Origin of the sequence: Paraburkholderia caffeinilytica, from assembly GCF_046030355.1 — a bacterium.
Lineage (GTDB): Bacteria > Pseudomonadota > Gammaproteobacteria > Burkholderiales > Burkholderiaceae > Paraburkholderia > Paraburkholderia caffeinilytica_B.
This window is the reverse complement of sequence record NZ_JAQQCQ010000001.1, coordinates 422,652-434,956: the sequence shown is the minus strand read 5'-3', so window position 1 is coordinate 434,956 and position 12,305 is coordinate 422,652. Positions and strand designations below refer to the sequence as shown.

Annotated in this window: 12 protein-coding genes; 9 read left to right on the top strand and 3 right to left on the bottom strand. The window is 63.0% G+C overall.

Annotation, left to right across the window (positions count from 1 at the left end; translation table 11 throughout):
• Positions 1 to 2 precede the first annotated feature (2 nt).
• The 9 genes from fliJ (at position 3) to fliR (ending at position 7,871) form a co-directional block, all read left to right on the top strand.
• A complete protein-coding gene (gene fliJ / locus PQQ95_RS01910; RefSeq protein ID WP_408434257.1) occupies positions 3 to 452 on the top strand; it encodes a flagellar export protein FliJ in 450 nt (149 codons plus the stop codon).
• 61 nt (positions 453 to 513) lie between these two features.
• Complete coding sequence (locus PQQ95_RS01905) at positions 514 to 2,037, top strand: flagellar hook-length control protein FliK (RefSeq protein WP_408434254.1); 1,524 nt, start codon at positions 514 to 516, stop codon at positions 2,035 to 2,037.
• 1,126 nt (positions 2,038 to 3,163) lie between these two features.
• A complete protein-coding gene (gene fliL / locus PQQ95_RS01900; protein WP_408434251.1) occupies positions 3,164 to 3,670 on the top strand; it encodes a flagellar basal body-associated protein FliL in 507 nt (168 codons plus the stop codon).
• 65 nt (positions 3,671 to 3,735) lie between these two features.
• A complete protein-coding gene (gene fliM / locus PQQ95_RS01895) occupies positions 3,736 to 4,734 on the top strand; it encodes a flagellar motor switch protein FliM (RefSeq protein ID WP_408434248.1) in 999 nt (332 codons plus the stop codon).
• Positions 4,727 to 5,191, top strand: coding sequence for a flagellar motor switch protein FliN (fliN, locus tag PQQ95_RS01890; RefSeq protein ID WP_408434245.1), 465 nt, complete (start codon positions 4,727 to 4,729; stop codon positions 5,189 to 5,191). Before fliM ends, fliN begins: the two co-directional genes overlap by 8 nt.
• Positions 5,192 to 5,313: 122 nt before the next feature.
• The gene (gene fliO / locus PQQ95_RS01885) at positions 5,314 to 5,853 is read left to right on the top strand and encodes a flagellar biosynthetic protein FliO (RefSeq protein ID WP_408434545.1); all 540 of its coding nucleotides are present in this window, start codon (positions 5,314 to 5,316) and stop codon (positions 5,851 to 5,853) included.
• Complete coding sequence (fliP, locus tag PQQ95_RS01880; protein WP_408434242.1) at positions 5,853 to 6,695, top strand: flagellar type III secretion system pore protein FliP; 843 nt, start codon at positions 5,853 to 5,855, stop codon at positions 6,693 to 6,695. The genes fliO and fliP overlap by 1 nt, the downstream gene beginning before the upstream one ends.
• 77 nt (positions 6,696 to 6,772) lie before the next feature.
• Entirely contained in the window at positions 6,773 to 7,042 is a 270-nt protein-coding gene (gene fliQ, locus PQQ95_RS01875; RefSeq protein ID WP_028198519.1) for a flagellar biosynthesis protein FliQ, read from the top strand.
• 46 nt (positions 7,043 to 7,088) lie between these two features.
• Positions 7,089 to 7,871 carry a flagellar biosynthetic protein FliR gene (gene fliR / locus PQQ95_RS01870; protein WP_408434239.1) on the top strand — a complete coding sequence of 261 codons (783 nt, stop codon included), beginning with the start codon at positions 7,089 to 7,091 and terminating at the stop codon, positions 7,869 to 7,871.
• Between the two features lie 165 nt (positions 7,872 to 8,036).
• Here fliR and flgL read toward each other — a convergent pair whose 3' ends face one another.
• The 3 genes from flgL to PQQ95_RS01855 form a co-directional block, all read right to left on the bottom strand.
• Positions 8,037 to 9,257: a flagellar hook-associated protein FlgL gene (flgL, locus tag PQQ95_RS01865; protein WP_408434236.1), complete on the bottom strand. Its 1,221-nt coding sequence runs from the start codon at positions 9,255 to 9,257 to the stop codon at positions 8,037 to 8,039.
• Positions 9,258 to 9,267: 10 nt separating this feature from the next.
• On the bottom strand, positions 9,268 to 11,250 hold the full coding sequence (flgK, locus tag PQQ95_RS01860) for a flagellar hook-associated protein FlgK (RefSeq protein WP_408434234.1): 1,983 nt from the start codon (positions 11,248 to 11,250) through the stop codon (positions 9,268 to 9,270).
• A gap of 156 nt (positions 11,251 to 11,406) precedes the next feature.
• Entirely contained in the window at positions 11,407 to 12,180 is a 774-nt protein-coding gene (locus tag PQQ95_RS01855; protein ID WP_408434232.1) for a flagellar brake protein, read from the bottom strand.
• Between the last annotated feature and the right edge of the window lie 125 nt (positions 12,181 to 12,305).

The following is a 12,305-nucleotide window of genomic DNA, read 5'->3' as shown; positions in this document are numbered from 1 at the left end:
CGATGGCGAAACACTTTCCGATCAAGACGCTCATCGGCCTGGCCCAGGACGATGTGGACGCCGCCGCACAACGCCTGGGCCGCGCGCAGCGCGAGCGCAACGACGTACAGGCGCAGCTCGATTCGCTGGTGCAGTATCGCGACGAATATCACGCGCGTTTCACAGCGACCGCTCAGACTGGCATGCCTGCGGGCAACATGCGCAATTTCCAGGCATTCATCGACACGCTCGACGCCGCCATCGAACAGCAACGCAACCTGCTGGTGACGGCCAATGCGCGCGTCGAGGCTGCCAAGCCCGACTGGCAACGTCAGAAACAGAAGCTCGGTTCATATGAAGTGCTGCAGGCGCGGGGCAACGCCGCCGAAGCGAAAACCATGGCGCGGCGCGACCAGCGCGACGCCGACGAACACGCCGCGCGCATTCTGAGGATGCGCGCAGAGGGCGTCTGACACGCTCGAGCGCCGCCTCGATTGACTGAATACCCCGTTTGACGGATTGACAGGATTCCCTATGTCGCTTCTTTCACAGATCGGCTCACTGCTCGGCTCGGCCAGCAGCGCATCCACCAACGCGGCGATGGCCGCTGCGGCGAACGCCAAGCCGTTCTCGCAAACCTTGCAGCAGAGTATCGACCTGCAAAACAACTCGGCTGCGCAGAGTGCGAGTAAGCCGGTGGTTTCGCCGTCGTCCTCGTCAGCGTCCGCTGCGTCGTCCTCGGCAGCTTCGTCGAGCGTGCATGACGCGCCGCCGGCGCCCGATCCTTCGACGAAGAGCCCGGACGCCACGAGCAGCAACACGAACAATAGCAATTCGACGAACGCGTCTTCATCCGGTTCGTCGTCGGCTTCGTCGTCCACTTCGTCTGCCAATACGCAGCAGGCTTCGGCCGACAAGACCACCACGACGCCTGCGAAGTCCGGCAACACGGCCACGCAGACTGACGCGGGCACGGCAGCGGCGGCGGCCGCCGCTCAGGCGCAAGCACAAGCTCAAGCCGACGCGAATAGCGCCACCGACCCCGCAACCGCGGATCCCGCCACGGCGCTGACTGACGCCGCGACCACGCTGCCCGGCACGGGCACGGACACCACGACGGGCGGCACCACGGGCAAGAAGACGAGCACAACCGATCCGAAGTCGGTGCAGGATGCCTTGCAAGCGGCGCTGGCCGCGCTGGCGAGCGGCCAGGGCGTGGTGCCGGCGCAGGCCCTGGCGAGCGGCGCGGCAAATGCGGCGACGGCGGCAAGCGGTCTGGGTGCTGGCGTGAACAATGGACTCAACGGATCGGCGGACGGCAAGACGTCGGCGGCCGGTTTGTTCGGCGACGGCAAGGGATCGAGCGCGGGCAAGACCGCGTTGACGGCGACGACTACGGTGGCGGATCCCTCCGCGGCAGCGAAGGCAGCGGCTGACGCGCTGAGCGCGACGGCGGCCGGTGGTGCGCAGGGTGACGATCTGGCGTCGTTCAAGAGTGCGGCCGATGCCGCGACGGCAGCGCTGGCAGCCGGCCAGGCCGCGGCGAGCGCCGCGAGTACGACGGCAGCCGTGCAGACGACGGGTAACGCCGGTGCTGCGGAAGTGGCGAATACGTTGTCGCCGCAGGTGGGCACGACGGACTGGGAAGACGCGTTGAGTCAGAAGGTAGTGTTCTTGTCGAATGCGCATTCGCAGAGCGCCGAGCTGACTTTGAATCCGAAGGATCTTGGGCCGCTACAGGTTGTGTTGCAGGTTGCCGATAACCATGCACATGCGTTGTTCGTTTCGCAGCACCAGCAGGTTCGGGAGGCTGTCGAGGCGGCGTTGCCGAAGCTTCGCGAAGCGATGGAGTCCAATGGGATTGGGCTGGGGAGCGCTAGTGTTAGCGATGGGTTTGCCCGGCAGGGCGGGCAGCAGCAGAGTGCTGATTCGGGGCGGTCTGGGGCGCGGGGGAGTGGTGCTGGTGGGTTTGCCGGCGGCGCTGGGGGGGAGTCTGATTCTGTTTCTGGTAGTGGTGCCGTGCGGCGGACTGTGGGGTTGGTGGATACGTTTGCTTGATGGTGTTGGTGGTTGCCCGGTCGGGCTGGGGGTTTTGCCTTTGGTGGGTTGCCTCGTCGGCGATTGCTTGTTTTTTTGCTTGGGGCTTTGGCCTTTGCTTGATTTGCTAATGGTCTATTAGCGTTGCCCCTGTGCGGGGCGGCACTTACTTTCTTTGCCGCCGCAAAGAAAGATAAGCAAAGAAAGCGGCTCACACCGCCAGCTCATAAGCGGGTCCCTCGCACAGTCACGATAGTGGTGCATCTGGAATCCGCTCCCTCGCACCCCCAGTCGTTAGTGACAAAGGTGTCGTCAGCTCCCACTCCGCACTACGTGCGTCGCGGATGGGTCTGCATAGGAAACCAAGGGCTTCGATTGATCTCCGTGGGGCCATCGGCTTCGCCTCGGCGACGCACCCCCGCACTCATCCGTGCCCCCCGCTTTAAATGGTATGTCAGTGCCCTGCAGTCACGATTACGGCTCCAATCACAGTAGCAGGAGCAGGAGCACAGCACAGCACAGCACAGACGGTGGCAGAGGCGATCGCGATTGCAATGGTGGCAGTGGCAGTGGCAGTGGCAGTGGCAGTGGCAGTGGCAGTGGCAGTGGCGATGATGAGCCACGAACGGGTGGTGAGATGCGAATGATGAGACGTAGCGGGTGGTTTTATGAAATGCGTTTCGGCGCGCGCAGCGTCGCTGGAAGAATGAGTCCTTTGTCACTAACGTTGAATGTGCGAGGACACGGATTCCAGATGGGCCACTACCGCGGCTGTGCGAGGGACCCGCTTATGAGCTGGCGGTGTGAGCCGCTTTCTTTGCTTATCTTTCTTTGCGGCGGCAAAGAAAGTAAGTGCCGCCCCGCACAGGGGCAACACTAATAGACCATTAGCAAATCAAGCAAAGGCCAAAGAGCCAGGCAAAAAAACCCGAACGCCGTAGGCAACCAGGCAACCACACAAACAAACAAAACCCACCCACCAACCACCACCCCCCAAAAAACCAAAAACCACACCAAAAACCACCCCCCGCCTGAAAGGCAAAAACCAGAGATAACCCTCAATAACCCTTCTTTTCGACCCATCGCGCCGCAGGCAAATCAACAACAATCACCATCACCAGCACTAAAGGCAAGCAAAGCAAACCTCATGGCAACCACGACCGCAAACCAGCAAGCCGTGCCCGCTTCCCCGGGCCCCTTGAAGCGCATCATCCTGATCGTCCTCATCGCGATCATCGCCGCAGGCGCTGCCGGCGCGGGTGTGTGGTTCTACATGTCCAAACGCGGACCAGTCCCCGCCGCAGCGGAAACCGCCAGCGCACCGGCGCCACTCGCCGCGCCGCTCTTCTTCCCGCTCGAATCGATGACGGTCAACCTGCAATCGGACGACGGTCAGCAACACTTCCTGCGGATCGGCCTGACGCTCAAGCTCAACGACCCGAAAACCCAGCAGGAACTCTCCGACCATATGCCGGAAGTGCGCAGCCGCATCCTCCTCGCACTGTCGAACAAACACCCGGAAGAACTCGCGCCGCTCGAAGGCAAACGCGCGCTGGCCACCGAACTCCAGACGCTGATCGAACAGCCAACCGATAAGGGCGCCGCGCCAATCCACGTCCAGGACGTGCTGTTCACCGAATTCGTCGTGCAGTGACGTTCTCAGTGACGTTAATCAGCGCTGCCATCATCAACCGCCACGGGACGCACGAGGAATAAGGAATGGGCCACGAAGAGTTCATGTCCCAGGAGGAGGTCGATGCCCTCCTCAAGGGCGTCACCGGTGAGTCCGATTCGGAAGCCGAGCAGACTGACCGCTCAGGCGTACGGCCGTACAACATCGCGACGCAGGAACGCATCGTCCGCGGCCGGATGCCCGGTCTGGAAATCATCAACGACCGCTTCGCGCGTCTGTTGCGCGTCGGTATCTTCAACTTCATGCGGCGCTCGGCGGAAATCTCCGTCGGTCCGGTGAAGGTGCTGAAGTACAGCGAGTTCACCCGCAATCTGCCGATCCCGACCAACCTGAACCTGGTCCATGTGAAGCCGTTGCGCGGCACGTCGCTGTTCGTGTTCGACCCGAACCTGGTGTTCTTCGTGGTCGACAACCTGTTCGGCGGCGACGGGCGTTTCCATACCCGCGTCGAAGGCCGCGATTTCACGGCAACCGAGCAGCGCATCATCATGAAGCTGCTCAATCTGACGTTCGAGCACTACGCGGCGTCGTGGAAAAGTGTGCGTCCGCTGCAGTTCGAATACGTGCGCTCGGAAATGCACACGCAGTTCGCCAACGTGGCGACGCCGAACGAAATCGTCATCGTCACACAGTTCTCGATCGAGTTCGGCACGACGGGCGGCACGCTGCACATCTGCATGCCGTATTCGATGATCGAGCCGATCCGCGACATTCTCTCGTCGCCGATCCAGGGCGAGGCGCTCGAAGTCGACCGCCGCTGGGTCCGCGTGCTGTCGCAACAGGTGCAGGCAGCCGAAGTGGAACTGACCGCCGACTTAGCCCAGGTACCGGTCACGTTCGAACAGATCCTGAACATGCGCAAAGGCGATGTTCTGCCGATCAACATCCCCGAACACATCACGGCGAAAGTCGATGGCGTGCCGGTGATGGAGTGCGGCTACGGAATTTTCAATGGTCAGTACGCGTTGCGGGTCCAGAAAATGATCAGCGCAGCCGACACGATGAAGGATGGTGGATATGAGTGACCTGAACGCAAAGACTGAGGCCGAACTGGCCGCTGGCGAGCCGCAACTGGCCGCCGACGCAACCAGCGCCGAAGACGACGCGGCGATGGCCGACTGGGCCAGCGCGCTGGCCGAGCAGAACGACAACACGGAAGTCAGCGCGGCCACGGCAGGCGTGTTCCAGCCGCTCTCGAAGGTCGAACCGACCTCGACGCGCAACGACATCGACATGATCCTGGACATCCCCGTCCAGATGACCGTCGAACTCGGCCGCACCAAGATCGCGATCCGCAACCTGCTGCAACTCGCGCAGGGCTCGGTCGTGGAACTGGACGGCATGGCGGGTGAGCCGATGGACGTGCTGGTCAACGGCTGCCTGATCGCCCAAGGCGAAGTGGTGGTCGTGAACGACAAGTTCGGTATCCGTCTGACGGACATCATCACACCGTCCGAACGTATCCGGAAACTGAATCGATGAAATGCGTTGCCGGACGCGCCGCGTTGCGCAGGTCATCGCATGCGTCACGTGTGTCACGCCGCGCTCTCCATCACGCCGGACTCGCTGCGACCATAGCAACGACGGTGGCGACTTCAACGCTGATGTTCGCGCTGACCTCCGTGGCGGCATTCGCCCCCTCCACCGCGCACGCGGCCGACATGAACGCGGTCAATAACGCCGCGAAGATCGCGTCGGGTGTGGGTGCGGGCACGGCCGTTCCGGCGCTCGGCGTCGGCGCGGTGCTGCAAACCATCGTTGGTCTGCTGGTCGTGATCGGTCTGGTGTTCGCCTGCGCATGGCTCGCGCGCCGTTTCGGCTTGCAACCCGCCAATCGCGGCGGCCTCGTGAAGACGATCGGCGGCGCTTCGCTCGGTGGCAAGGAGCGGGTCGCGGTGGTGGAGATCGGCGATACGTGGCTCGTACTCGGCACGGCGCCGGGTAATGTGCGTCTGCTGCATACGATGCCAGCAGGTTCGGCCGCGGTCGATCCGGTCGCCGGCACGCAACCGGCCACACCAGGCTCATCGGTTTCATCGGGTTCAGCCGCAGCGTTGCCCGGCACCTTCGGTCAACGCTTTCGCGATGCTCTGAAAGGCGAAGTGGGCAAACGTTTCAATGCGCAAGGCAGCGGGGATCGGTAATGCAGTTCAGTCTTCTATCAGCGCGGCCCGTGCAATCCGACCATCAGGCGCGCACCACTCGCCTGTCCTGGGCCGCCTCGAAAGTCATTCCCGTCCTGCGCCGGGTTGCACCGGTCGTGTTGCCGGCGCTGATGCTCGCGCTGCCGACGCTGTCGTTCGCACAAGCCGCCGGCTTGCCGGCATTCAATACGAGTCCGGGCCCGAACGGCGGCACGACCTACTCGCTGAGCGTGCAGACGATGCTGCTGCTCACGATGCTGTCGTTCCTGCCGGCAATGGTACTGATGATGACAAGCTTCACGCGCATCATCATCGTGTTGTCGCTGCTGCGTCAGGCGCTCGGCACCACCACCACGCCGCCGAACCAGGTGCTGGTCGGTCTCGCGCTGTTCCTCACGCTGTTCGTGATGTCGCCGGTGCTCGACAAGGCCTATAACGACGGCTACAAACCGTTCTCCGAAGGCTCGATGCCGATGGAGACGGCCGTCAGCCGCGGCCTCGCGCCGTTCAAGACTTTCATGTTGCGCCAGACCCGCGAAAGCGATCTCGCGCTGTTCGCCCGCATCTCGCACGCCGCGCCCATGCAAGGTCCGGAAGACGTGCCGCTGTCGTTACTGGTGCCGGCGTTCGTGACGAGCGAACTGAAAACGGGTTTCCAGATCGGCTTCACGATTTTCATTCCGTTCCTCATCATCGACATGGTGGTGGCGAGCGTGCTGATGTCGATGGGGATGATGATGGTGTCGCCCGCCACCATCTCGCTGCCGTTCAAGCTGATGCTGTTCGTGCTGGTAGACGGTTGGCAATTGCTGCTCGGCTCGCTCGCACAGAGTTTTGTTTAACCGGCGCATTTATTCGGCACGTTTAACCGCCTCACTCAGTTGCGTCACTCAACCCCTCACGCTTCCGGTACTCCGCCATGAATCAGGAATCCGTCATGACGCTCGCGCACCAGGCCATGTATGTCGGCCTGCTGCTTGCCGCGCCGTTGCTGCTGGTCGCGCTGGTGGTCGGTCTGGTGGTGAGCCTGTTCCAGGCCGCCACGCAGATCAACGAGACCACGCTGTCGTTCATTCCGAAGCTGCTCGCGATCGCCATCACGATGGTGATCGCCGGTCCGTGGATGTTGACGACCATGCTCGACTACCTGCGTCAGACGCTCACCAACATCCCGTCGCTCGTCAACTGAGCGCGGCCCCGGCCTCCGCCTGGCGCGTCCGCCCTTCCCCACCGTCATGTTTTCCGTCACCTACGCCCAACTGAACGCCTGGCTCACGGCGTTCCTGTGGCCGTTCGTGCGAATTCTCGCGCTGGTGGCGACCGCGCCGGTGCTCGGCCACCGCTCGCTGCCCACGCGCGTGAAAATCGGCCTCGCGGCCTTCATCACGATCATCGTCGCACCCACGTTGGGCGCACTGCCGCAAGTCACGGTGTTTTCCGCTGAAGGCGTGTGGATCATCGTCAACCAGTTCCTGATCGGCATCGCGCTCGGCATGACGATGCAGATCGTGTTTCAGGCGATTGGCGCCACCGGCGATTTTGTCGGCCTGGGCATGGGCCTCGGTTTCGCGACATTTTTCGACGCGCAGGCGAGCAGTTCGAGCCAGGTGCTGTCGAGCTATATGAACACCATCGCGATGCTGGTGTTTCTGGTGATCGACGGCCATCTGCAAATGATCAGCGCCCTGCTGACGACGTTCCAGTCCGTGCCGGTGTCGGCGAACATTCTGGGCGCACCCGGCTGGCGCACGCTGGCGAATTTCGGCAGCACGGTGTTTTCGGCGGGCCTGCTGCTGTCGCTGCCGGTGGTCGTCGCGCTGCTGATCACCAATATCTCGCTCGGTATTCTGAACCGCGCAGCGCCACAAATCGGCGTATTCCAGATCGGCTTTCCGCTGACGATGCTGATCGGCATGCTGCTCCTGCAACTGATGATCCCGAACATGATTCCGTTCTTCATGCGCCTGTTCGACGTCGGCCTCGATCAGATGGGACGCGTGGCGGCGGGATTCAAGTAACGCCGCCTCCGGGCCGCCGCCTGCCTTCGCGTGAGCCACGCCTCGCGCGTGCATCGCGCAGCCACTTTGGCCACGCATCCGTCACCCAAATGCCACCCCAATCAAAAAGGGCGGAGCCGGTTCACACCGGCTTCCGCCCTTCTGCATGTCAGACTACGCGCCCGCTCAGTTCAGGTACTGGAACAGCGACACGCTCTGAATCTTCACAAACGCCTGCTGCGCCGCCTGCAGCGCATTTTGCGTCATCGTGTACTGGCCGATCGTCTTGGCCATGTCGGTCTGCGTCAGATCCGCGAGGTTGCTAGCCGTCTGCAACGTGTTGGTTTGCGTGACCGTCTGCAACGCCTGCACTTCCTGCTCGCGGCCACCCACTGCCGCCTGCGCGGTCACGACGTTGTTCATCGTGTTTTCGAGCTGGGTCATGCTGGTGGTCAGCGCGCTCTGGAAGCTGGCCGTCGAAGCGCCGCCCGACACCGGCGTCTGCAACGTGGTGATCAACTGGCTCAGGTTGGCGAACACATCCGTGCTGCCTTGCGTGGCCGGCGTCACCGTGAAACTGTCGCCCGCATTCGGCGCGCCGGTGACGTTCACCGTCTGACCGCCGACCGTAATCGCGGAGCCGGCCGTGAACGGTTGCGGCCCACTCGTGGTCGGCGTGCCGCCCGGCGGGGTCTGCGTCACCGTATAGGTGGTCGCCGACGTGAAGTTGATCTTGTACGTATCCGCATTGGTCGGATCGGTCGGGTTCGTCAGGCTGACCGTGCTGATCACGCCCGTGCCGGTGTTGCCGGCCGTCGCCGCCGGCACCGAGCTGGTGCCGATCGCCGCCACGCTGCCGAAGATCGCGACGCCGTTGTCACCGGTCTGGATGGTGTGCGAGGAGGTGATCTGCATGCTGGGTGTGCCGGCATCACCCGAATAGGTCACTACACCAGCCGAGTTGGTGGTGTACGGCTGCGCGGTGCTTTGATAGCCGCCGAACAACGCATTGCCCTGCGGGTCGGTTGCATTGGCGAGCGTCAGCAACTGGCTGCGCAGGCTTTCCAATTGCGTCGCGAGCGAACCGCGGTCGCCGTCGTTCAGCGAACCGTCGCCGGCGCGCAGCACCAGCGTGTGAATGCTCTGCAACACGGTGTTGACGCTGCCGAGCGTCGAATCTTCCTGTTGCAGCGAAGAGAGCGCAGCACCCTGGTTGGTCGTGTACTGCGACAGACTCGTCGCCGTCGAGCTCAACAGCACCGCCTGCGCCGCGCCGAGCGGATTGTCCGACGGCGTGGAGAGGCTTACGCCGCTCGCGATCTCTTGATACAACTGCGACAATTGAGCTTGCTGATCGCTCATCGTCGCCACGTTCATGTTGAAGTACTGCGTACTGGAGATGCGCATGTTCAACGCCTCACTGGAAGATGCCGAGTATCGTCTGGAACAGGGTCTGCGCGGTCTGGATGACCTTGCTGTTCGCCTGATAGAGCTGCTGATACTGAAGCAGGTTGGCTGCTTCTTCGTTGATGTTCACGCCCGAAACCGACTGCTGCGCGGTGGTGATCTGGGTCACCAGCGAGGTCTGTGCCGTGCTCGAGGTCTGAATCTGGTTGGTCTGGTTGCCGACCTGGTTGACGTAGTTCGCATACGCACCCGTCAACGTGACCGTGCCGCCGCCCAATGCCTTCGCCGTGGACAGGTTCGACAACGCCAGCGCATTGCGGCCGTCGTTGTTCGCGCCCGTGTTCGGTCCGATGGTGAAGGTGTCGCCGTTAGCCGGTGCGCCGCTGATCGTCACCGTCACGCCGTTCATGCTGCCGGCTGTCGTGTTGTTGATCGTCAGCGTCGCGCCGGAGGCCGCCGAATACGGGATGACGGGCGTCGTGGCGGTGTCGTACGTAGTCGTGGTCGGCGGCGTGCCGGCCGTGACCGTCACCGTCGAGTTCGCCGGGAAGCCCGTCAGGCCGGTGCCGTTGTACGACAGCGTGGTGGTCGCATTCGGCATGGTGTAGCCGGCTGTCACCGTGCCCTGCGTGATCGTGCCCGTGCCGGTATTGCTCGCCGTCGCGGCGCCGAGCACCGGTGCGGCAGCCGCGATCGCAGAAGGATCCGTGGTCGCGGTATTGAAGCTGTTCAGCGCGCCGCGGGTCGGTTCGACCGTGAACGAGTCGCCGGCGTTCATCGTGCCGGTGGTCGAGAAATTCAGGCCGTTGATCGGCTGGCTCAGATTGGTCGCCGAGCCCACTACGGCGCCGCTCGAATTGTCGGTCAGCGTGTAGGTGGTGCCGTTAAAGGCCAGCGTGTAATCGCCGGTGGTCGGCTGCGCGGGATTCGCGAATGAAACGTTCAGCGACGCGTTGCCGGTGTTCTGCGTATTCGCGTAGACGGTCGGGCCGCCCACCGAAAACAGCGCGCCGCCCTGAGCGCCGGCGAGCGTGATGCCGAGGCCGTTCTGTGCGTTGACCTGCGCGGAGAAGCTCACCGCAATCGCGCCGAGCTGCGCTTCGGCCGGATCGAGCGTCTGGCTGCGGAACGCGAGCAGGCCACCGAGCGCGCCGCCCGTGATTTTGCTGTCCGGCAGGTTTTGCGGCGCAGCGGCCGGGTTCGCGCCGGCCTGGCCGAGATACTGCACCGAGAGTTCGCTGGTGTCGCCCGTCGACGGCGCCGTGCCCAGGTTATAGCTATTGGTCGACGACACGAGCGGCTGGCCGTTGCTCATGAACACGCTGTAGCTGCCGTTGCTGTTCACGACGTTCACGCCGATCAGTTGCGACAGGTTCGACACGGCCTGATCGCGTTGATCCATCAGCTGGTTCGGCGGCTGGCCTTGCGAGCTGGCCGCGGAGATCTGCCCGTTCAGCTGGGCGATCTGCTGCGTGTAGCTGTTGATCTGCGAAACGGTGCTGCTGAGCTGCGTGTTGACGCTCTGGCGCAGCGCGTCGTATTGCTGACCCGCGGCATTGATCTGGTTCACGAGCGTCTGCGCGCCGCTCATCGCGGTCTGGCGGGTGGCCAGACTGGAAGCGTTGTTCGAGACGTTCTGCAAGCCGGTGAAATAGCTGGTGATCGCGCTCGCAATGCCGGCGGTAGGGCTGCCGATCAGATTGTTCAGCTGCGAGATCATCGTGTTGTATGCCGACAGCGAACTGCTCGACGACTGCGCATTGTTCAGCTCAGTGGTCAGATACTGGCTGTACTGGCGCGTCACGGTAACGGTCGAGACGCCCTGCGGCAGATAGCCGGAACCCGTGTACTGGCCGCCGGCTTCGGCGTAGACCGGTGTTTCGATCGTATAGCCCGGCGTCGACGCGTTGCTGATGTTCTGACCGGTCGTCGTGAGTCCCCACTGGGCTGCGTTCAGTCCACTGAGTCCGAGATTGATGAGGTTGCTCGACATGCGTCATCCTGAAGGGCGACACCGACCACTTGCCGCCACGTTGCTTGAACATCTTGTTTAACGGCCCTCACGCGGAAAAATTGAGGGCCATTCCGATGCTTGTCCGAAGTTTGTTTCAACGTTTGCGAGGCGCGTGCAGCAAGGCTCTTTCGCCGTTCAGCGCACCAGTGAGCGGCGCTTCATTTCAAGTTGCGTAATCAGACGTTGCAGCGTGTTTTCGGCACTGCCCGGCAACGTCAGAAAACGGAAGCCAAGCTGATAACGCTGTGTGCCGTTCGGCAACGCGGTGGAGCGGTGCGACACCAGTTGCAGATCCAGCGAAAGCCGGCCGAGCGAGCCGAGCGACAGTTCGCAATCCTGCAGCTGCGTGCCCATCGGCAATTCGGCCACGCGTTCGTCCGCCGTGCGCATGCCGACGCCGCCGAGCGACAGATCGTGCACTTCGAAGCGGAACGTATCGCCTTCGGGCAAACGGCCGGTGCACATATACGGGTCGAGAATCGGCGCATCGACGCGGAAATACTCGCGGCGCTGCACGTAGAACAGCACGTCGGGGAAGTCCGACTCGAATGCGGGCAGTCCCTCGTAGCGGGTTTCGCGCGGGGTGCCGGTGGCGAACTCGACACGCACGCCGTCAGGCGAGGCGTGGAACTGGCAACGCGACGCGCCCAGCAAGCCTTTGTTCTGTTCGGAGAGCGCGCCCCAGTCGAACGTGAAGGTGCGCCCGCGCACGTCGACGTCGAGCAGGCGCGTCACGAGCTGACCGCCCGCATATTCAACGGTGAGGAAATCGCCTCGATTGACGAGGTTGCGTAACTGAACGCCAATCTCCAGCGGATTGCGACGGCCGAAATCGGGTGCGCTTTCGTCTAGCGTGGCGTGCGACTGGCCGGGTGCGTCGGTCTGGCCGTGCGACTGGGTAGTATCCATGGGCTTGCCGGTATGCATGTTCTTGCGGGCGCGTGCCAGGGCTCCTGCCGGGGCTTTTGCGCGGTCTTCATCGAAGCCGCAGCACGCGCATTCAACCGGACATTACAACGATTTCCGGTATCGGG

What these genes read in the sequence shown, in the direction of transcription:
- fliJ (WP_408434257.1), top strand. Translation starts at nt 3, where the DNA reads ATGGCGAAACACTTTCCGATCAAGACGCTCATCGGCCTGGCCCAGGAC.
- PQQ95_RS01905 (WP_408434254.1), top strand. Translation starts at nt 514, where the DNA reads ATGTCGCTTCTTTCACAGATCGGCTCACTGCTCGGCTCGGCCAGCAGC.
- fliL (WP_408434251.1), top strand. Translation starts at nt 3,164, where the DNA reads ATGGCAACCACGACCGCAAACCAGCAAGCCGTGCCCGCTTCCCCGGGC.
- fliM (WP_408434248.1), top strand. Translation starts at nt 3,736, where the DNA reads ATGGGCCACGAAGAGTTCATGTCCCAGGAGGAGGTCGATGCCCTCCTC.
- fliN (WP_408434245.1), top strand. Translation starts at nt 4,727, where the DNA reads ATGAGTGACCTGAACGCAAAGACTGAGGCCGAACTGGCCGCTGGCGAG.
- fliO (WP_408434545.1), top strand. Translation starts at nt 5,314, where the DNA reads ATGTTCGCGCTGACCTCCGTGGCGGCATTCGCCCCCTCCACCGCGCAC.
- fliP (WP_408434242.1), top strand. Translation starts at nt 5,853, where the DNA reads ATGCAGTTCAGTCTTCTATCAGCGCGGCCCGTGCAATCCGACCATCAG.
- fliQ (WP_028198519.1), top strand. Translation starts at nt 6,773, where the DNA reads ATGAATCAGGAATCCGTCATGACGCTCGCGCACCAGGCCATGTATGTC.
- fliR (WP_408434239.1), top strand. Translation starts at nt 7,089, where the DNA reads ATGTTTTCCGTCACCTACGCCCAACTGAACGCCTGGCTCACGGCGTTC.
- flgL (WP_408434236.1), bottom strand. Translation starts at nt 9,257, where the DNA reads ATGCGCATCTCCAGTACGCAGTACTTCAACATGAACGTGGCGACGATG.
- flgK (WP_408434234.1), bottom strand. Translation starts at nt 11,250, where the DNA reads ATGTCGAGCAACCTCATCAATCTCGGACTCAGTGGACTGAACGCAGCC.
- PQQ95_RS01855 (WP_408434232.1), bottom strand. Translation starts at nt 12,180, where the DNA reads ATGGATACTACCCAGTCGCACGGCCAGACCGACGCACCCGGCCAGTCG.